Raw genomic sequence first — 19839 nt, forward strand, 5'->3', positions numbered from 1 at the left:
CTCGCTAAAGTTTGTAAAAAAACATCTATCTACATGTTTACAATCTTATCAAAATGTTTATACAACCAGCCTTTTATCATCTTTTTGTCACATTTTCGTCATTAAATAAAACTGTCAAAATCTCCAAAACCTCTCTTTCAGAGATTTTCATTCCATTTTTCAATACTTTTTTGACAAGATTTCAAAAATCATTTAGATGATTTTTAAAATGGTTTAAATGGTTTGCCAAGGTCATTTAGATGAGTAGAGCAAGTTATACTGATGAGTTCGGGAAATCATTTAGATAATCTTGCTGATGGTATACCAAACTGATTGTCGATTGATTGTTTGTGTAGAAATATGATATCTGGAAACTATTGGAGAATAAGATAAACAAGAAATAATCATGCTACGGTCAATCTGACAGCAAGGAGAATACACATTAAATAACAAAATGATATCCATCTTAAGTTATATACTAATCAGTAAAAAGTCATATTTTTGTAGAGCAATGCTTGAAACAAGTAGTTAAGCATTGCGTCACTTTGCCTACTTCATAGTTTTAAAAACTATATTCATAGATAATGAATAATTTAGAAAACATATATATTAAGAATAACCATAAAAATTCAACAACAATGAAATTTAGTAATGTAAGATTATTAGTTAAGGATTTTCCTAAATGCTTTAAGTTCTACTCTGAACAACTTGGATTAGAACCGGCTTGGGGTGATGAGAACAGTGGATATGCCAGTTTTAAGGTAGCAGACGGAATAGAAGGATTTGCTCTTTTTGTATCCGACTGGATGGCACCGTCTGTAGGTAATGCAAATAAAGAATTGCCAGTAGGGTTTCGGGAGAAATCACTTGTATCATTCAGTGTGGATAATGTTGATGATACTTATGCTGCTTTAAAAGGAAAGGGTGTGGTATTTGTCAATGAACCTACCAATATGGCTGATTGGGGGATGCGCACAGTACATTTGCGCGATCCCGAAGATAATTTAATAGAACTTTTTTCCCCATTGGCTCCGGAGCAATGTAGTGAAGAGCTAATAGAAGAATGTAAGAAATATGAATAAAGAAGGGAGTTCTCTTAGAAACCTCCTCTTTTAGAATCTGTATCTCCATACAGTTACTGGGACTGGACCAAGAACACCTAAAAAGTAAAGATAGTAAAGCCGGCCTAATCCCCGGCTTCACACTTTTTACGTATAAACCAAATTACATTAGAGGCCACCTCTCTCATTCATTCTTTCCTTGATTTTCCTCCAGGCATGCGTATCGAACAGACAGCTACTCCGCATGGTATCATACATTTCTTTAAACCGGGACATCGGTATCATAAAACTTAGAATATCCGGCTCAAAATAAGGACGTACGGAAGGATCGAAGAATCCGATGAACGTACGTTTTCCTCCTCTCGCATTTTCAATAACGGCCTGTGTGACTACGGAGCAACAACCGGAACCGAATAGAGAGGTGACAGCGTCCTGTGAATTATTATCGAAAAACGCCCAGGTAGCCAGACCGGAAAGCATATCGGGTGTCGCTAAAAACAGGATTCCTTCCAGATTATCAAAACTTTCGGCATTATCCATACGGGTAAAATTCAGATAATCCATTTTAGCTCTAGGAACCTGCAAATCATCAAGAAATTCGATTACCCCTTCCGGAGTCTGTTTATATTTTTCCTTTAAGGATACAAATCCGGGAATCCGTTCCGGCATTTCCGTAAAACCTGTATAAAATTTTCCGCCACCACAACCGATAGTTTCGACACTCAAACTAACCGTTTGTCCGGCTCTGACCTCTTTCATACATTTAAATAAACACCCACCGATTTTATCGACCGGATTTACCGGTTGCTCCGAATACCAAAAGACAATAGGAAGATCTACTTTATCTCCGAATGCTTCGCGATAGTTATTGAGAAATACTTGTATGTCCATGATACAGATGATTTATTGGTTTTGTCAAATATACGAAAAGATTCTATATGTTATGATCGGAAATATCAAAACAATCTGGCAGATAGCGATATTCGCATTACTGGCTTTCGTTGAAGATACAATTGTAATTATCCTAATGAAAAAACTGGAATTAAACAGGAAGAGTATATTTTCAATTAGAATAATAGTATATTTGAACTGTTATTTTCAATATCAATCTAAAGACTATAGCCATGTACGAACTTCAGCAAGCAGGTGAACAGAGTTACTATATAAATTCTCCGGCAAAAATCGGTATCTATCGGCAAAATGAGACAGATATTTATCTGATCGACAGTGGCAACGACAAAGAAGCAGCCAAGAAAATCATTAAAATTGCCGCACAGCAAAACTGGAAAATAAAAGGAGTCATCAATACCCATTCCAATGCTGACCATATCGGAGGTAACGCCTATTTGCAACAACAAGTCAGCTGTCCGATCTTTGCAAATGGAATAGAGGCTGCTTTTACACAGTATCCGATACTGGAGCCATCGTTTTTGTATGGAGGGTATCCATGCAAAGATTTACGCAATAAGTTTCTGATGGCTAAAGAGAGTCATACCTTGCCTTTCTCGGACAAGGATTTTCCCCAAGAGGTGGAAGTCATACCCTTACCCGGTCATTTTTTTGATATGGTGGGGTTCCGTACTCCGGATGATACTGTTTTCTTGGCAGACTGTATCAGCAGTAAAAATACCCTCAACAAATATCAGGTTTCTTTCATTTATAATGTAGCCCAATATCTGGAAACACTTGATTTCGTTGAAAAAATCAAAGCTGCCCGTTTTGTTCCTTCACATGCGGAAATGACGGCAGACATCAAAGGGCTGGTTGCTGTCAACCGGAACAAGATCTACGAGATTGCCGATACTCTACTCGAAATCTGCTCCACTCCTCAAAATAGCGAAAACGTCCTTCAGATGCTTTTCGACAAATACGAATTATCTATGAACTTTGAGCAATACGTACTGGTAGGCAGCACGATACGCTCCTATCTTTCTTGGCTCAAGGATCTCGGTAAACTATCCGTCAGCTTTGAGAATAACATGCTCCAATGGAAAAGTATTTAATCATCAATTTAAATTCAACATCATGAAAATTATATCAGTACGAGAAAATCCGACTTATAAGGATATAGCTATCAAATATTTTCAAAGTAAATGGCCTGATGCATATCCTATACTCTATGAAGATTCTATTAATCACAGTATAGACTCTCCGAATCCACTCCCTCAATGGTATCTATTGGAAAAGGATAATGAAATAATTGGTTGCGCCGGACTGATCACCAATGATTTTATCAGCCGGATGGATTTGTATCCATGGGTTTGTGCCGTATATATAGATGAAAACCACCGGGGACATTTTTACAGTACACTTTTATTGGAGAAAGCCAAAGAAGATGCAGTTAAAGCCGGTTTCAAGAATTTATACCTGTCTACAGAGCATATCGGATTCTATGAAAAGCTGGGATTCAATTACATAGGGCAAGGATACCATCCCTGGGAAGACGAGTCCCGTATCTATGAAATAAGGATAAAACCATAAATCCTACAGATAAATTATACATGATTCGAACTTTTTCAGCATAACTCATGCTTTGATTTTGAATAAATACATATATTTGCTTAAAATTAAATTTGAAGTTATGAGAATCATGTATTTTATCATCACCCTCGTTATCTGTTTCTGCACGACCACTCTCCAGGCAGAAAACAGAGCTAATGATCTAATGAAACAGGCTCAAAGTAGCCTGGAACAGAAAGACTACACTAAAGCCCGTTACCTATTCCTTCAAGCTTACAAAGCCTTCTCCAACGAAGGAGACTACACGCAAGCCATCGACTGTGGAACAAAAGCAACGTATCTTTATTATCGCGAGAACTACTATCAGGAGGCATTCGAACTTTGCCGCCAAATGACTCAATTTCTACTGACGGAAGAAGAAAAAGCGCAAAAAACGTTCTATGATCAACGTTTCCAGTTGACAAAAGAACGGTTGCAAATGTACATAAAACTGAAGAATGCCGCCCAGGCTCAACTTCAACTGAATACACTGGATAACCTGGCCAGCCAGTCCGGCAGCAGCAAGTTGTCAGACGACCTGTTATACACCCAGACCAGTTATTATTATACTTTCGGACAAAACGAGCAGGGAGACGCATCCTTCCAGAAACTTATCAACCAATATAAGGATAAAAAGGAATACGACAAAGTAAGCGATTGCTACAGGAACCTGATTGCTATTGCCCGTACGGCAAACAATGCTTCCCTGATGGAACGAACCTATGAAAAGTACATCGTCTGGACGGATTCTGTAAAAGCATTAAATGCGCAGGATGAATTAGGGGCATTACAGCTCAAATATGATGAAAGCCTGCAGACAATACAGGAAAAAGACGACAAATTATCCGGTAAACAATATATGATAGTCGGTCTTTGTACACTGGTTGTCATCCTTATTGCCGGATTACTTTTCGTTGCGTTCCTGTTATTACGTTTCATTGTTCTCAACAAAAAACTGAAAAACATTATCAAGACTACCAACGAGCATAGCGAACAACAAACCTTGTTCATACAGAGTATATCAGAGCAGATGAAACCTACGCTCGATAAACTTGACGTATCAGCCAGGGAGTTGCGTACCACTGCTCCACAACAGGCCGGTTCGATCCAGACACGGGTAGATGCGCTAAAACAGTTCAGTGTAAACATACAGGAACTGTCTTCCCTGGAAAGCTCGCTGCTGGAACCGTACGAAACACAATCATTCAATGTAGGTAGCTTCTGCAAGAAAACAATGGATAAGGTAAAAGATAAGATTAATCCCGATGTAGAAGTTATTGTAGACGCTCCACAACTGGAAGTAAAAACAAATGCTGAACAATTGGAACGCATCTTATTACACCTGCTGAATAATGCGGCCCAATATACGACCTCTGGTAAAATATGGCTGGAATTCAAGAGAAAGGGTGCTCACCTTTGCCACCTTATCGTGACAGATAACGGAACAGGTATTCCTGACGAACAAAAGGAAAACCTTTTCAAGCCATTCAGCGAAGTCAAGGATCTGGCAGAAGGTGACGGACTAGGTTTACCTATTTGTGCCCTGATCGCCAATAAACTGAATGGCAATCTCTCTATCGATATGGAATATAAGAAAGGAGCCCGGTTCATTCTGGTATTACAGATATGAAACAGATCATATAAAACTCAGTAAAACCATCAGTATACAGAAGTCTTCCGGTATTCCCGGAAGACTTTTTTGTTCTCTGTCTCACCTGTCAACACCAGCTCAAATCCTAGCTTCTCACAAACTCTGACAGACCCTGTATTCTGATCATACACACGGGTAATAAGCTCCGTACAACCCAACCGATTGAAAGCGTAATCGATCAGCCCTTTGCAGACTTCCGTCCCATATCCCTTATTCCAGTACATTTGATCGATGATATAACCGACCTCCATCTTCTTCGGATCAGAAAAGGAGTTGAATAATCCGGCTTCACCGATAACCTTATTTTCACCTCTGAGTTTAACAGCAAACATGCCGTAACCTTTCGGATATCCGGTTTCATTAATTGCCTTATAACGGTTTTCAAGCTCTTGAAAAGTCCAGTCATATTTACCCGACTGAATATACCTCATATTTACCTCCTGCGTATAGATGGATAAAAGAGCCTTCAGCTCCTCTACTATGGAAACTTCCTTTATAATGAGTCTTTCCGTTTCAAAATGAATCATACGGTTATATTTATCAAGAAACACATTAGTACCTAACGCCAGGACACGTTGATTTTCTATAAAGTCCTGGCCATATTTAAGCCATCGCCTCGTAAATGATTTGAATTTACTGCATGGAAAAATCCGGCACTGGAAACAATGAGTAATACCTTTCTCTTTACAACACAGATGAAAAGTTTTGCATCGCTCACATCTATCCGAATACTCTGCTCCCTTGCAGGGTTTCTTTATCCGTGTGTAATTTGGGCAACCACCACAAAAGACGCCGCAAGCCGGAACTCTGCCATTGTAAACAATATCAATCATACAGAAATAAGCTAAGTTTCCTGACAAAGATAAACAAATTCTATTCTTTGAATTATCATTGTGTTAGTTTTTCCTGGGAAAAGCGAGCAACAACACCTTATAGATTGTAACTAAAAACAGGCTTATCAGTTTCATATTAATACTAATTACCCTAAATATCATGTCAAATAGAAACGTCATATCCCGATAAACAAAAAAAACGTCAATGTTTAACACTACCACATGTGTCATTATGAAAGAAACCATCTATATTTGCCAAACAATTTGACAACAAAACAGGTATTACACAAACATAAGGTCAACAAACAATGAAAGAACAGATCCATTTGAACAGAAAGCAGGGATTATATGATCCTGCGAATGAGCATGACGCGTGTGGAGTAGGAATGTTGGTAAACATTCATGGAGGAAAGTCGCACGACATTGTAGAGTCAGCCCTTAAGGTATTGGAAAATATGCGTCATCGCGGTGCAGAAGGTGCCGATAATAAGACTGGTGACGGTGCGGGTATCTTACTTCAGATCCCTCATGAATTTATTCTGTTGCAGGGAATACCCGTTCCCGAAAAGGGAAAATACGGGACAGGTCTGGTCTTTCTTCCCAAAGACGAAGCACAGCGTTCGGCCATCCTCAGCATTATGATCGAGGAGATCGAAAAGGAAGGGCTTACTTTGATGCATCTGCGGAAAGTCCCGGTAAACAGCGACATATTGGGAAAGGATGCATTGGCTACTGAACCGGACATCAAGCAAATCTTCATTACCGGCTGCGATAATCAGCAGGAACTGGAATTGAAGTTGTACATCATTCGAAAACGCATTGAAAAGAAGGTCTCAGCTTCCGACCTGGTGGCAAAAAATGATTTCTACGTAGCTTCTTTGTCTACAAGGAATATAGTATATAAGGGAATGCTGGAGTCCATGCAGCTCCGGCATTACTTCCCGGATCTGACAAATAACTACTTTACAAGCGGGCTGGCCTTGGTTCACTCCCGCTTCAGTACGAATACATTTCCTACCTGGAGCCTGGCACAACCGTTCCGCCTTCTGGCACACAATGGGGAGATCAACACGATCCGGGGAAACAGGGGATGGATGGAAGCGCGCGAAAGCGTACTCACCTCTCCTACCATCGGCAGTATTGAAAGTATCCGCCCGATCATTCAACCGGGGATGAGCGATAGTGCTTCGCTGGATAATGTGCTGGAGTTTCTGGTGGCATCGGGGTTGAGCTTGCCGCATGCGATGGCGATGCTCGTGCCGGAAAGTTCGAACGAAAAGAATCCGATATCGGACGACCTGAAAGCGTTCTACGAATATCATTCGATATTGATGGAACCTTGGGACGGCCCGGCAGCATTGCTGTTCAGCGACGGACGGTTTGCCGGAGGAATGCTCGACCGTAACGGTCTGCGCCCGGCGCGTTATCTGATCACGAAAAATGATATGATGCTGGTGGCATCCGAGGTGGGCGTAATGGACTTTGAAGCCAATGAGATCAAAGAGAAAGGACGTCTGCAACCGGGCAAGATACTGATGGTAGATACCGAGAAAGGCGAAATCTATTACGACGGTGAACTGAAAAAGCAATTGGCCGAAGCGAAACCTTACAAAACATGGCTGGCCACCAACCGCGTAGAACTGGATGAGCTGAAATCCGGTCGTAAAGTACCTCACACGGTAGATAATTACGATAAATTGCTCCGTACTTTCGGCTATAGCCGCGAAGATGTGGAAAAGATTATTGTACCGATGTGTACCGGTGGAACCGAACCTATCGGATCGATGGGAAACGATACGCCGCTGGCTGTATTATCCGACCGTCCGCAATTGCTATACAACTATTTCCGCCAGCAGTTCGCACAGGTTACCAATCCTCCGATCGACCCGATCCGGGAAGAACTCGTGATGAGCCTGGAGGAATATATCGGGGCGGTAGGTAACAATATTCTGGTTCCCAGTGAAAGTCATTGTAAGATGGTACGGCTTAATCATCCGATCCTGACCAACACGCAACTGGATCTGCTCTGCAATATCCGCTATAAGGGTTTCAACTCCGTAAAGCTTCCGATGCTGTTTGAAGTAGCCAAAGGACGTGAAGGGTTGAAAGCCGCACTCGACGATCTATGCAAGCAGGCGGAACAATCCGTTACGGATGGTGTCAACTATATTATCTTAAGCGATAAGAATGTGGACGGGAAATATGCTCAGATACCCTCACTGCTGGCTGTAAGTGCCGTTCATCATCACCTGATATCGGTACAGAAGCGTGTGCAGACGGCATTGGTTGTCGAGACCGGCGAGATGCGCGAGGTTATGCATGCCGCTTTACTATTGGGCTACGGGGCTAGCGCCATCAACCCGTACATGGTTTTCGCTATATTGAAGGAGCTGGAAAGCAAGCATGAGATACAACTTAACTACGAAACGGCCCGCAAGAATTATGTAAAATCTATCTGCAAAGGACTCTTTAAAGTCATGAGCAAGATGGGTATCAGTACGATCCGCAGTTATCGTGGTGCCAAGTTGTTTGAAGCTGTCGGCCTGGACGCGGAAGTGGCACGTACTTATTTCGGGGGGACGACCAGCAACGTCGGCGGTATCCGGTTGGAAGAGATAGCACGCGATGCTATTGCGCTGCACGAACAGGCATTCGACCGTCCGGTGGATGAAATGCTCGAACACAAAGGGATCTACAGTTTCCGGAAAGACGGCGAGAAACATGCCTGGAACCCGGAGACAATCTCTACCCTTCAACTGGCTACCCGCCTGGGGAGCTACAAGAAATTTAAAGAGTACTCGCAGATGGTGGACGGCAAGGAGTCGCCTATCTTCCTTCGCGATTTTCTTACGTTCAGGAAGAAAAAATCTATTCCGATCGAACAAGTGGAGCCGGTGGAGGCAATCATGAAACGTTTCGTCACAGGTGCTATGAGCTTCGGTTCCATCAGCAAGGAAGCTCATGAAACGATGGCTATGGCCATGAACAAGATACATGGGCGCAGTAATACCGGAGAAGGTGGTGAAGACGCTTCCCGCTTCATTCCCCGGAAAGACGGCCTGTCGCTGCGGTCGGCCATCAAGCAGGTTGCATCCGGACGCTTCGGCGTTACGACCGAATACCTGGTGAATGCAGACGAGATACAGATCAAAGTAGCCCAGGGCGCAAAGCCGGGTGAGGGCGGTCAGCTGCCGGGTTATAAGGTAAATGACGTTATTGCCAAAACCCGCCATTCGATACCGGGAATTTCGTTAATCTCTCCCCCGCCTCACCACGATATTTATTCGATCGAGGATCTGGCACAGCTGATATTCGACCTGAAGAATGTAAATCCCCGGGCGGAGATTAGCGTCAAGCTGGTATCGGAAAGCGGTGTCGGTACGATTGCCGCAGGTGTGGCGAAGGCGAAGGCAGACCGTATTATTATCTCGGGAGCCGAGGGTGGAACGGGTGCTTCGCCGATCAGCTCGATCCGTTATGCCGGGTTGCCGCCCGAACTGGGATTGTCGGAGACGCAACAAACATTGGTAATGAACAGCCTGCGTGGTCAGGTACGCCTGCAAACAGACGGACAGCTGAAAACAGGGCGTGATATTGTGTTGATGGCCTTGCTCGGAGCAGAGGAATTTGGTTTTGCCACCTCTGCGCTGATCGTTCTTGGTTGCGTGATGATGCGCAAATGCCACATGAATACATGCCCGGTTGGTGTCGCCACGCAAGATGAAACGTTGCGCAAGCGTTTCCTCGGACGGTATGAGTATCTGGTGAATTTCTTTACCTTCCTGGCCGAAGAAGTACGCGAGCATCTGGCCGAAATGGGTTACAGCAAACTGGATGATATCATCGGACATACCGAGTTGATCGTCCGCAAATCGTCCGATGGGATGACCAAGCACGATCTGTTGGACTTCTCCCATCTCCTGCATCTTCCGGAACAGGCGGCTCATACGCCTATCCATCACACAACCAATCAGGTGCACCATATAGAGAATGTAAAAGACGTGGATATCATCAACCATGCCAAAGGAGCCATCGAGTCTCAGCAGGAAGTCTCGCTTGATTACGCGATCACGAATACCGACCGTTCCGTAGGTGCCATGCTATCCGGTGAGATAGCCAAACGTTACGGGAATGCCGGACTGCCCGATCATACCCTTAATATCAAGTTCAAAGGCTCTGCCGGACAAAGTTTTGGGGCGTTCCTGTCACACGGAGTTCATTTCCGGCTGGAAGGAGAGGCGAACGATTATCTGGGGAAAGGACTTAGCGGTGGCCGCATCAGCCTGATGCCCCCTATACGTTCTACTTTTGTAGCCGAAGATAATACCATTGCCGGCAACACCTTATTATATGGGGCAACCGGCGGAGAAGTTTACATCAATGGTCGTGTCGGTGAACGCTTCTGCGTACGAAATAGCGGAGCCATCGCCGTTGTGGAAGGTGTCGGAGATCACTGTTGCGAATATATGACTGGCGGCCGCGTCGTCGTGCTCGGACAAACCGGACGGAACTTTGCAGCCGGAATGAGCGGCGGTGTAGCTTATGTATGGAACAAGGCCGGCGACTTCGATTACTACTGCAATATGGAAATGGTAGAGTTATCGTTGATCGAAGACAGCACGGCTCGCAAGGAATTGCATGAACTGATCCGCAAACACTATCATTATACCGGCAGTCATCTGGCAGGAAAGATACTGGACAGTTGGGATAAACAGGTAGATCAATTTATCCGGATCGTCCCGATCGAATATAAAAAGGTTCTTCAAGAGGAGCAGATGAAAAAGTTACAGCAAAAGATTGAAGAAATGCAGCGTGATTACTAAATATGTGCGTATACGTTTTAAATTATTTATACAGAAACGCCATGCGCTCAACAAAATGCTTCGATAAAGATATTTTTGCGTTTTGTCGTATGCATTTATCCTTCGATAAGGATATTTATACGTTTTGTCGCATGTATTTATCATTCGATAAAGATTTTTTATCGCTTTTACGCACGTATTTGTCTTTCGATAATTATATCGAAGCATTTTTACGCATGCATTTGCTCTTCGATACGATTTTCGAAAAGCCCTTATCAGGTAAAAGGGTTATTTATAATCGTATTTTGATGAAAATATTCAAATGATAGTCTCAAAAAATTAAAATAGAAATTATATATGGCAAATCCTAGAGCATTCCTCACTATATCCCGACAAGAAGCAGGCTACCGTCCTGTAGAAGATCGTATCGGCGACTTCAGCGAAGTAGAACAAACACTCAACAGCAGTGACCGCCGCCGCCAGGCTTCCCGCTGCATGGATTGCGGTGTCCCCTTCTGTCACTGGGCGTGCCCCATTGGTAACAAACAACCCGAATGGCAGGACTTCCTCTACAAAGGACAATGGAAAGAAGCCTTCCACGTATTGGAACAGACCTGTGACTTTCCTGAATTTACCGGCCGCGTCTGCCCCGCCCTGTGTGAAAAAAGTTGCGTACTGAAACTTAGTTGCGATGAACCCGTCACTATCCGTGAAAATGAAGTGGCCATCGTAGAAGCCGCCTTTCGCGAAGGTTTCATACAACCTGTACAGCCCGTACGTAACGGTAAACGTGTAGCCGTGATCGGTAGCGGCCCTGCCGGGTTGACCGTTGCCAACCAATTAAACCGTAAAGGGTACGAAGTGACAGTCTTTGAAAAAGACGAATTGCCCGGTGGCCTTCTCCGTTTCGGTATCCCCAACTTCAAACTGGGAAAAAATATCATCGACCGCCGTATCCGGCTGATGGAGAAAGAAGGTATCCGGTTCCGTGTCAATACAATGGTCGGAAAGGAAATACGGACAAAAGACATAGTCGGCGAGTACGATGCCGTCTGCGTAGCCATTGGTGCCGAGATACCGCGCGACCTGCCGATCGAAGGCCGTAACCTCAAAGGCATCCATTTTGCCCTCGAACTATTGGGACAGCAGAACCGCCTGCTCGAAGGCATCGCCATCCCCCCTAAAAACATCATCAACTGCAAAGGAAAGAAAGTCCTCGTAATTGGTGGTGGCGATACGGGGAGCGACTGCGTAGGCACGGCCAACCGTCACGGTGCCGCTTCTGTCACCCAGATCGAAATCATGCCTAAACCACCCGTCGGACACAACCCGGCTACTCCCTGGCCTATGTATCCGCAGGTATTGAAGACCAGCAGCAGCCACGAAGAAGGTTGCATACGTCGCTGGTGCCTCACCTCTTCCCGTTTCATCGGAGATAAAAACACCCTGAAAGGCGTTGAAGTGGAAGAAGTGGAATGGTTGCCATCGAAGGATGGTAACCGGCCGGAAATGAAAATGACCGGAAAGAAAGAAGTCATCGAAGCCGACTTGGTGTTCCTTGCTATGGGCTTCGTCCACCCCGAACAGGAAGGGCTGGTAAAAGAGCTCGAACTGGCCGTAGACGGACGCAAGAACATAACGGTAGACAGCAACAACCGGATAGCCGGCAGCAACATCTTCGCCTGTGGCGATGCCGTCAGCGGTGCCAGCCTGGTAGTACGGGCAATGGCTTCGGGACGTAAAACAGCAGAAGCAATAGATAAATATCTAACCAAATAAAACAACAGATCATGTGTGGCATTACAGCAATCTTCAACATCCGCAGCGATGCAAACGAACTTCGCAGACAAGCGTTAGAAATGAGTAAACGTATCCGTCACCGGGGCCCGGATTGGAGCGGGATCTACCAAGGCAAATCCGCCATCCTTGCCCACGAGCGTCTCTCCATCGTCGACCCGGCTTCCGGCGGCCAACCACTGAAAAGTAAGGACGGTAAACTGATCCTGACTGTAAACGGTGAAATCTACAACCACCGTGAAATCCGCGAGGAGCTGAAAGGTGAATACGACTTCATGACCGGCTCCGATTGTGAAGTCATCCTCGCCCTCTACCGCAAATACGGTACCGGTTGCGTAGAAAAATTAAGCGGCATCTTCGCCTTCGCCCTTTACGATGAAGAAAACGATACTTACCTGATTGCCCGCGATGCAATCGGCGTCATCCCTTTATATATGGGGTATGACGACCATGGGCATCTCCTCGTCTCCTCCGAGTTGAAAGGCCTGGAAGGCTTCGCCACCATCTACAACCAATTCAAGCCCGGCCACTATTTCTACAGTAAAGATACCGACCTCACGAAATGGTATGTCCGCGACTGGATGAATTACGAAAACGTAAAGGACAACCCGGCCAGCGTCGCAGAACTTCGCGAAGCCCTCGAAGCAGCCGTGCAACGTCAACTGATGAGTGACGTTCCCTATGGCGTACTGCTTTCCGGCGGCCTGGATTCGTCCATCACCTCCGCTATCGCCAAGAAATATGCAGCCAAGCGTATCGAAACCGGCGGTAAATCCGATGCTTGGTGGCCGCAACTCCACTCATTCGCCATCGGGTTGAAAGGGGCTCCCGACCTGATCGCCGCCCAAAAAGTAGCCGACGCGATCGGAACCGTGCACCATGAGATCAACTATACCGTGCAGGAAGGCCTGGACGCCATCCGCGACGTAATCTATTATATCGAGACTTACGATGTGACGACCGTACGCGCCTCCACCCCGATGTACCTGATCTCCCGCGTCATCAAAAGCATGGGGATAAAAATGGTGCTAAGCGGAGAAGGAGCCGACGAGATTTTCGGCGGTTATCTTTACTTCCACAAAGCACCCGACGCCCGTACATTCCATGAAGAGACCTTGCGCAAGATCAGCAAGCTCTACCTATACGATTGCCTGCGGGCCAACAAAAGCCTGTGCGCCTGGGGAGTGGAAGGCCGTGTCCCCTTCCTCGACAAGGAGTTCCTCGACGTGGCTATGCGACTGAACCCGTCTGCCAAAATGTGTCCGGGCAAGACGATCGAGAAGAAGATCCTCCGCGAAGCCTTTGCCGATATGCTGCCGGAAGAAATCGTCTGGCGTCAGAAAGAACAATTCTCCGACGGTGTAGGCTACAGCTGGATCGACACATTGAAAAAGATCACTTCCGAGCTGATTACCGACGAAGAAATGTCCCATGCTGCCGATCGTTTCCCGATCAACACGCCGCAGAACAAGGAAGAATATTATTACCGTACGATCTTTGAAGAGCACTTCCCCAGCGAAAGTGCCGCTCGAAGCGTTCCCTCGGTACCGAGCGTAGCCTGCTCCACTCCCGAAGCCCTAGCCTGGGACGCCGCCTTCAGAAATATGAACGAACCGAGCGGCCGCTCCATCAAAGGGGTACATGAAGCTGCTTATTGATCCGCTCCACACAAACCGGAAGCAAATAATCATTCCTCCCGATTGAAAACAGAAATACATCCGAAAGAAATCCAATTTCCCTTCGGATGTATTTTTTACTTTATGTCACCGGATATCTATCTACCGGATACATTTTGATAGTTACAGAAAATCTTTCCTGAGCGGAGTAAACGTATCGATCACAACGCCTGCTTCCAGGCACTCGCAACCATGCAGAACACCCGGCTTCATGTAAACGCCATCTCCGGCCCTTACAATCTGAGTCTCCCCGTCCGTCGTGAATTTGAAGATACCGCTAGCCACATAAGTAACCTGTGAATGAGGATGTGTATGCGGTGCACCGACACCTCCCGTCTCAAACCGAACCTTTACCATCATTATATCGTCGTTGTATCCCATGATCTGACGTCGTACGCCTCCGCCGAGATCCTCCCATTCGATCCCGTTTTCAAACTGAAAATTTGCACTTTCCTGTTCCATGTCTATTCTACTTCTTTTAGTTATACCACAAAAGTAAAGATAAAATGCAGATAACCTACCGTAAAGCCCCCGATGAACAAAAGAATATCCGGAAATGTTTTAACAAGTGTAGTTTGAACGACATTCCAGCAAGTTTCTACGTATGCCAACTTACAATATAGCTGATATAACCGTTATTAAATTACAATTCATCACAAAGAAAGGGGTGTTTTGAGCAAAATCATCACGATACATATATTTATAGTACATTTAGACGCACTTAATATTTATAATATATCAAAACGTCGTATATTTGCATAGTAATAAAACAAAAGGTAACAATAACAGGAGTAAAATAAATAAAATGACAAATCCAATTACATTCACAAAGATGCACGGAGCCGGAAACGACTATATATACGTGAACACAATGGCTTATCCGCTTGAAAATCCGGAAGAACTGGCCATCAGGTGGAGCGCCCCGCACACAGGTATCGGGTCGGATGGATTAGTCTTAATAGGAACATCGGAAAAAGCCGATTTCAGCATGCGGATCTTCAACGCTGACGGCTCGGAAGCCATGATGTGTGGCAATGCTTCGCGCTGTATCGGCAAATACGTTTACGAGATGGGACTGACCGATAAGGAGACAGTTACCCTGGAAACTTTATCCGGTATCAAAGAGCTCCGACTGAAGATATCACCCAACGGCAGCGTCAACGAAGTAACCGTCGACATGGGAATCCCCGAAATAAACGGAACGCCCCTCGAACTGGAAGCCGGCGGACAAACTTACACCGGCACGAGCGTATCGATGGGCAACCCTCACCTAGTTATTTTTGTTAATGATATAGACAAGATCGACTTACCGGCCATCGGCCCGCTACTGGAGCATCACCCGCTCTTCCCCGACCGGACAAACGTAGAGTTCGTGCAGGTATTGAAAGAGGATGAAGTCCGGATGCGGGTATGGGAACGGGGCTCGGGCATTACCCAGGCCTGCGGAACAGGTGCCTGCGCCACAGCAGTGGCAGGCATAACAAGCGGTAAGACAAAACGCAAGACGAAGGTAATCATGGACGGTGGCCCGCTTACCATCCAATGGGACGAAAGTTCCGGAAAGGTCTTTATGACCGGAGAAGCAGTCACCGTATTTGAAGGAACAATTAAAATATAGCAACACGAATGGCAGGCTGTCCTGCCCTGAACACAACAACAACATAAAACAATAGAACGAGTATGGCACTGATTAATGAACACTTCCTGAAACTACAGAACAGCTACCTGTTTTCCGACATCGCAAAAAAGGTAAACAGTTTCAAAGTAACACACCCTAAAGACAAAATAATCCGTATGGGGATCGGTGATGTAACACAGCCCCTGGCTCCTGCCGTCATCGAAGCCATGCATAAAGCGGTTGATGACCTGGCAACCACGGACAACTTCCACGGTTATGGCCCTGAACAGGGATACAGTTTCCTGATCGACGCCATCATCAAGAACGATTATGCCAGCCGCGGTGTCTTCCTGGAACCGGGAGAGGTATTTGTCAGCGACGGTGCCAAAAGCGATTGTGGTAATATAGGCGATATTCTTCGCCACGACAACAGCATCGGGGTACTCGATCCGGTTTACCCCGTATATATAGACTCCAACGTCATGAGCGGACGTACCGGAGTACTGGAAGACGGCAAATGGAGCGATGTTGTTTATATCCCTTGCACGGAAGCGAACAACTTCACGCCCGAATTGCCCGCTCGCAGGGTAGATATCCTCTACCTCTGCTACCCGAACAACCCGACAGGCACTACCCTGACTAAAGACGAGTTGAAGAAATGGGTAAACTATGCACTGGCTAACGACGTCCTGATCATGTACGACTCGGCTTACGAGGCTTACATCCAGGATCCGAACATCCCCCATTCGATCTATGAGATCAAAGGGGCGAAGAAGGTAGCCATCGAATTCCGCAGCTTCTCGAAGACCGCGGGTTTCACCGGAGTACGTTGCGGATATACGGTTGTCCCCAAAGAGCTTAACGGCTTCACCCTGGGGGGCGAACGGGTTCAGTTGAATAAGCTATGGAACCGTCGCCAGACAACCAAATTCAACGGAACCAGCTATATCACCCAGCGGGGTGCCGAAGCGGTTTACTCTCCGGAAGGAAAAGAACAAGTAAAAGCAACGATCAATTACTATATGACCAACGCTCATATCATGAAAGAAGCCATTCAGGGATGCGGCCTGAAGGTGTGGGGTGGCGAAAACGCTCCCTACCTTTGGATAAAAGCACCTAAAGACCTCAGCTCCTGGAAATTCTTCGATAAGCTGTTGTATGAAGTAAATATCGTTGGGACACCGGGCGTAGGATTCGGCCCGAGTGGCGAAGGTTATCTGAGACTCACCGCCTTTGGCGACAGGGACGATACTTTGGAAGCTATGGCCAGGCTGAAGAAGTGGCTCTGATCATAACGACATAGCGGAAAGGCGCACCCCGCTTCGTTACCGGCAAAGGCTTTTATAAACAAAAAGAGAAACATTATGGAAACAATGACTTTCAGGCAGTCAACTTTGACTGCTACGGCTCTACTTATGTCTTTTGCGACCTTTGCACAGGAAGAAAAACAATTTGAAATCGCGCCTTCTGCCGACCTTGTCAGCAGCTATGTATGGCGCGGGGTGTACCAGACAGGGGCATCTGTCCAGCCGAGCATCAACTTATCGTATGCCGGCTTCTCTCTCACGGCGTGGGGTTCCACGGATTTTTCCAGCTTAAGCGATCCGGATAAGGGGAAAGAGTTCGACCTCACAATAGGATACGGGATCGGCGGATTCAGTATAGGAGTTACAGATTACTGGTGGGCAGGCGAAGGACATCGCTACGGGGATTATTCGAACAGCCACTTCTTTGAAGGAACTGCCGGCTACAAATTCGGAGAGTCGTTTCCCCTGGGAATAACCTGGAGTACGATGTTTGCCGGTGGCGACAAGAAAGCGGACGGCGACCGGCGGTTCTCCACCTACGTCGAAGCGGCCTACGACTTCAGCGTATTGGGTGTGGATGTCACCCCGAGCATCGGAGTCTCCCCCTGGACAGGAATGTACCACCGCGAAGGCAAAGACGGCTTCGCCCTCTGCACCATCGCCCTCAAGGCCAGTAAGGAGATAAAGATAACAGGCTCGTTCTCGTTGCCGGTCTTTGCCCAAGCGATCGTAGCTCCTAACCAGGACAATGTGTTTTTAGTTTTCGGACTAAGTATAAAGTAATTAATTAATGATTTAGGTTATCTCATGAAAAGGATCGTATAGGGAAGCCGGCCGCAAACATCGATTTTATAGAATGTTATACCGCTAAACCACCTGACTATGGCGGGCTGCTCTATACTCCTTTTTATCAACTATTAAACAGTAAGGTTATGAAAAAGATTGAAGCTATTATTCGTAAGACCAAGTTTGAAGAAGTGAAAGAAGCGCTTCTCGAAGCAGACATTGAATGGTTCTCTTACTACGACGTGAGAGGTGTCGGCAAAGCCCGGCAGGGACGCATCTACCGCGGAGTCGTTTACGACACCAGTTATATAGAACGTATCCTCATCTCCATCGTAGTGCGCGACAAGAACGTGGAGAAAACAATACAGGCCGTCATCAGCGCCGCACAAACGGGTGAGATCGGCGACGGACGTATCTTCGTCATCCCCGTGGAAGACTCCATCCGCATCCGCACCGGCGAACGGGGAGACATCGCACTCTACAATGCCGAACAGGAGAAATGACCCACGGAACCAGACAAAATAACAAACGAAACAAATACAAACGATTATGGACACGACATATACTATTACAGATTTAGCACTATCGCTCGACACCGTATGGATGCTGCTGGCAGCCATGCTTGTATTCTTCATGCAACCGGGATTTGCCCTGGTGGAAGCCGGCTTCACCCGCACCAAGAACACCGCCAACATATTAATGAAGAACCTGCTCGACTTCTCGCTCGGTTCGTTGCTGTTCTGGGCGATCGGCTTCGGGGTCATGTTCGGTGCAGGCGGGTTTATCGGGATGCCGCATCTCTTCAACATCAGTTTTTACCAGACTGAATTGCCTGTCGAAGGTTTCCTGATCTTCCAGACCGTGTTCTGCGCCACGGCGGCCACCATCGTTTCGGGTGCTATGGCGGAACGTACGAAGTTCTCCATGTACCTGGCCTATACGGTGCTGATCAGCGTACTGATCTATCCTGTCAGCGGTCACTGGACATGGGGCGGCGGCTGGCTGATGAACGGTGAAGCGGGTAGCTTTATGATGAATACCTTCGGAACGACTTTCCACGACTTCGCCGGATCGACCGTCGTGCATTCTGTCGGCGGATGGGTCGCCCTGGTAGGCGCCGCCATCATAGGCCCCCGCATCGGCAAATACGGCAAAGACAGGAAATCGCGTGCCATCCCCGGTCATAACCTGACCATTGCTTGCCTGGGTGTCTTTATCCTTTGGTTCGGCTGGTTTGGTTTCAACCCCGGATCGCAACTGGCCGCCGCCGGCGAGGGCAACCGCCTGGCTATCTCGCATGTATTCCTGACCACCAACCTGGCTGCTTGCGCAGGCGGATTCTCCTCCCTGATCGTTGCCTGGATGAAATATAAGAAACCGTCGTTGTCGCTGACCCTCAACGGGGTATTGGCCGGACTGGTCGGCATCACCGCCGGTTGCGACCTGGTGTCGCCTGTCGGGGCTGTCCTGATCGGTGCGATCTGCGGAACGGTCATGATCTTTGCCGTCGACTTTATCGACCATGTGATGAAGATAGATGATCCGGTCGGTGCCTCATCGGTACACGGAGTCTGCGGATTCCTCGGAACCATACTGACCGGATTGTTCGCCACCGAAGAAGGCCTCTTCTACTCCGGTAGCGCAAACTTCCTGCTGGCACAACTTTTTGGAGCCATCGTGGTAGGATGCTGGGCGGCAGGAATGGGATTCGTGGTCTTTAAAGGACTCAATATCGTACATGGCCTCCGCGTCCCTGCCCGTGTAGAGGAAGAAGGACTCGACATCTACGAGCATGGCGAGACGGCTTACAACAGTTAGGTATGTGTTGCA

The 19839-nt window shown here is 46.6% G+C and carries 15 protein-coding genes; 12 read left to right on the forward strand and 3 right to left on the reverse strand.

Going from position 1 to position 19839, the window contains the following annotated elements; all coding sequences use genetic code 11:
• Positions 1 to 617: 617 nt before the first annotated feature.
• Positions 618 to 1061 carry a VOC family protein gene (locus HMPREF1536_RS25000; RefSeq protein WP_028728023.1) on the forward strand — a complete coding sequence of 148 codons (444 nt, stop codon included), beginning with the start codon at positions 618 to 620 and terminating at the stop codon, positions 1059 to 1061.
• Between the two features lie 147 nt (positions 1062 to 1208).
• Here the strand turns inward: HMPREF1536_RS25000 and HMPREF1536_RS25005 are convergent, their stop codons facing one another.
• On the reverse strand, positions 1209 to 1931 hold the full coding sequence (locus HMPREF1536_RS25005; RefSeq protein WP_028728022.1) for a DUF169 domain-containing protein: 723 nt from the start codon (positions 1929 to 1931) through the stop codon (positions 1209 to 1211).
• A gap of 233 nt (positions 1932 to 2164) precedes the next feature.
• Here HMPREF1536_RS25005 and HMPREF1536_RS25015 point away from each other — a divergent pair, with 233 nt between their 5' ends.
• From HMPREF1536_RS25015 to HMPREF1536_RS25025, 3 genes are all read left to right on the forward strand, one after another.
• Positions 2165 to 3043: an MBL fold metallo-hydrolase gene (locus tag HMPREF1536_RS25015; protein WP_028728020.1), complete on the forward strand. Its 879-nt coding sequence runs from the start codon at positions 2165 to 2167 to the stop codon at positions 3041 to 3043.
• Between the two features lie 22 nt (positions 3044 to 3065).
• A complete protein-coding gene (locus HMPREF1536_RS25020) occupies positions 3066 to 3521 on the forward strand; it encodes a GNAT family N-acetyltransferase (protein WP_028728019.1) in 456 nt (151 codons plus the stop codon).
• A 100-nt stretch (positions 3522 to 3621) separates the two neighbouring features.
• The gene (locus tag HMPREF1536_RS25025) at positions 3622 to 5169 is read left to right on the forward strand and encodes a sensor histidine kinase (RefSeq protein ID WP_028728018.1); all 1548 of its coding nucleotides are present in this window, start codon (positions 3622 to 3624) and stop codon (positions 5167 to 5169) included.
• Between the two features lie 29 nt (positions 5170 to 5198).
• Here HMPREF1536_RS25025 and HMPREF1536_RS28310 read toward each other — a convergent pair whose 3' ends face one another.
• Positions 5199 to 5717, reverse strand: a complete 519-nt coding sequence (locus HMPREF1536_RS28310) for a GNAT family N-acetyltransferase (protein ID WP_225608005.1) — start codon at positions 5715 to 5717, stop codon at positions 5199 to 5201.
• Positions 5718 to 6331: 614 nt separating this feature from the next.
• Between HMPREF1536_RS28310 and gltB the strand changes: the two genes are divergently transcribed.
• The 3 genes from gltB (at position 6332) to asnB (ending at position 14280) form a co-directional block, all read left to right on the forward strand.
• A complete protein-coding gene (gene gltB / locus HMPREF1536_RS25035; protein ID WP_028728015.1) occupies positions 6332 to 10846 on the forward strand; it encodes a glutamate synthase large subunit in 4515 nt (1504 codons plus the stop codon).
• Between the two features lie 336 nt (positions 10847 to 11182).
• Positions 11183 to 12604, forward strand: coding sequence for a glutamate synthase subunit beta (locus HMPREF1536_RS25045; protein WP_028728013.1), 1422 nt, complete (start codon positions 11183 to 11185; stop codon positions 12602 to 12604).
• A gap of 11 nt (positions 12605 to 12615) precedes the next feature.
• Positions 12616 to 14280: an asparagine synthase B gene (gene asnB / locus HMPREF1536_RS25050; protein WP_028728012.1), complete on the forward strand. Its 1665-nt coding sequence runs from the start codon at positions 12616 to 12618 to the stop codon at positions 14278 to 14280.
• Positions 14281 to 14421: 141 nt separating this feature from the next.
• Here asnB and HMPREF1536_RS25055 read toward each other — a convergent pair whose 3' ends face one another.
• The gene (locus HMPREF1536_RS25055; RefSeq protein WP_028728011.1) at positions 14422 to 14760 is read right to left on the reverse strand and encodes a cupin domain-containing protein; all 339 of its coding nucleotides are present in this window, start codon (positions 14758 to 14760) and stop codon (positions 14422 to 14424) included.
• Positions 14761 to 15103: 343 nt separating this feature from the next.
• On the opposite strand from HMPREF1536_RS25055, the gene dapF reads away from it, so the two are divergent.
• From dapF to HMPREF1536_RS25080, 5 genes are all read left to right on the forward strand, one after another.
• Entirely contained in the window at positions 15104 to 15916 is an 813-nt protein-coding gene (gene dapF / locus HMPREF1536_RS25060) for a diaminopimelate epimerase (RefSeq protein ID WP_028728010.1), read from the forward strand.
• 62 nt (positions 15917 to 15978) lie between these two features.
• Positions 15979 to 17205: an LL-diaminopimelate aminotransferase gene (locus HMPREF1536_RS25065; protein ID WP_028728009.1), complete on the forward strand. Its 1227-nt coding sequence runs from the start codon at positions 15979 to 15981 to the stop codon at positions 17203 to 17205.
• 75 nt (positions 17206 to 17280) lie between these two features.
• Positions 17281 to 18006, forward strand: a complete 726-nt coding sequence (locus tag HMPREF1536_RS25070) for a TorF family putative porin (protein WP_044192281.1) — start codon at positions 17281 to 17283, stop codon at positions 18004 to 18006.
• Between the two features lie 149 nt (positions 18007 to 18155).
• Positions 18156 to 18512, forward strand: a complete 357-nt coding sequence (locus HMPREF1536_RS25075) for a P-II family nitrogen regulator (protein ID WP_028728007.1) — start codon at positions 18156 to 18158, stop codon at positions 18510 to 18512.
• Positions 18513 to 18558: 46 nt separating this feature from the next.
• Complete coding sequence (locus tag HMPREF1536_RS25080; protein WP_046151822.1) at positions 18559 to 19827, forward strand: ammonium transporter; 1269 nt, start codon at positions 18559 to 18561, stop codon at positions 19825 to 19827.
• Positions 19828 to 19839: the final 12 nt, after the last annotated feature.

This window comes from Parabacteroides gordonii MS-1 = DSM 23371 (genome assembly GCF_000969825.1).
Lineage (GTDB): Bacteria > Bacteroidota > Bacteroidia > Bacteroidales > Tannerellaceae > Parabacteroides > Parabacteroides gordonii.

Excerpts from the sequence above, each read along its gene's own strand:
- HMPREF1536_RS25000 (WP_028728023.1), top strand. The coding sequence starts at position 618 with ATGAAATTTAGTAATGTAAGATTATTAGTTAAGGATTTTCCTAAATGC.
- HMPREF1536_RS25005 (WP_028728022.1), bottom strand. The coding sequence starts at position 1,931 with ATGGACATACAAGTATTTCTCAATAACTATCGCGAAGCATTCGGAGAT.
- HMPREF1536_RS25015 (WP_028728020.1), top strand. The coding sequence starts at position 2,165 with ATGTACGAACTTCAGCAAGCAGGTGAACAGAGTTACTATATAAATTCT.
- HMPREF1536_RS25020 (WP_028728019.1), top strand. The coding sequence starts at position 3,066 with ATGAAAATTATATCAGTACGAGAAAATCCGACTTATAAGGATATAGCT.
- HMPREF1536_RS25025 (WP_028728018.1), top strand. The coding sequence starts at position 3,622 with ATGAGAATCATGTATTTTATCATCACCCTCGTTATCTGTTTCTGCACG.
- HMPREF1536_RS28310 (WP_225608005.1), bottom strand. The coding sequence starts at position 5,717 with ATGATTCATTTTGAAACGGAAAGACTCATTATAAAGGAAGTTTCCATA.
- gltB (WP_028728015.1), top strand. The coding sequence starts at position 6,332 with ATGAAAGAACAGATCCATTTGAACAGAAAGCAGGGATTATATGATCCT.
- HMPREF1536_RS25045 (WP_028728013.1), top strand. The coding sequence starts at position 11,183 with ATGGCAAATCCTAGAGCATTCCTCACTATATCCCGACAAGAAGCAGGC.
- asnB (WP_028728012.1), top strand. The coding sequence starts at position 12,616 with ATGTGTGGCATTACAGCAATCTTCAACATCCGCAGCGATGCAAACGAA.
- HMPREF1536_RS25055 (WP_028728011.1), bottom strand. The coding sequence starts at position 14,760 with ATGGAACAGGAAAGTGCAAATTTTCAGTTTGAAAACGGGATCGAATGG.
- dapF (WP_028728010.1), top strand. The coding sequence starts at position 15,104 with ATGACAAATCCAATTACATTCACAAAGATGCACGGAGCCGGAAACGAC.
- HMPREF1536_RS25065 (WP_028728009.1), top strand. The coding sequence starts at position 15,979 with ATGGCACTGATTAATGAACACTTCCTGAAACTACAGAACAGCTACCTG.
- HMPREF1536_RS25070 (WP_044192281.1), top strand. The coding sequence starts at position 17,281 with ATGGAAACAATGACTTTCAGGCAGTCAACTTTGACTGCTACGGCTCTA.
- HMPREF1536_RS25075 (WP_028728007.1), top strand. The coding sequence starts at position 18,156 with ATGAAAAAGATTGAAGCTATTATTCGTAAGACCAAGTTTGAAGAAGTG.
- HMPREF1536_RS25080 (WP_046151822.1), top strand. The coding sequence starts at position 18,559 with ATGGACACGACATATACTATTACAGATTTAGCACTATCGCTCGACACC.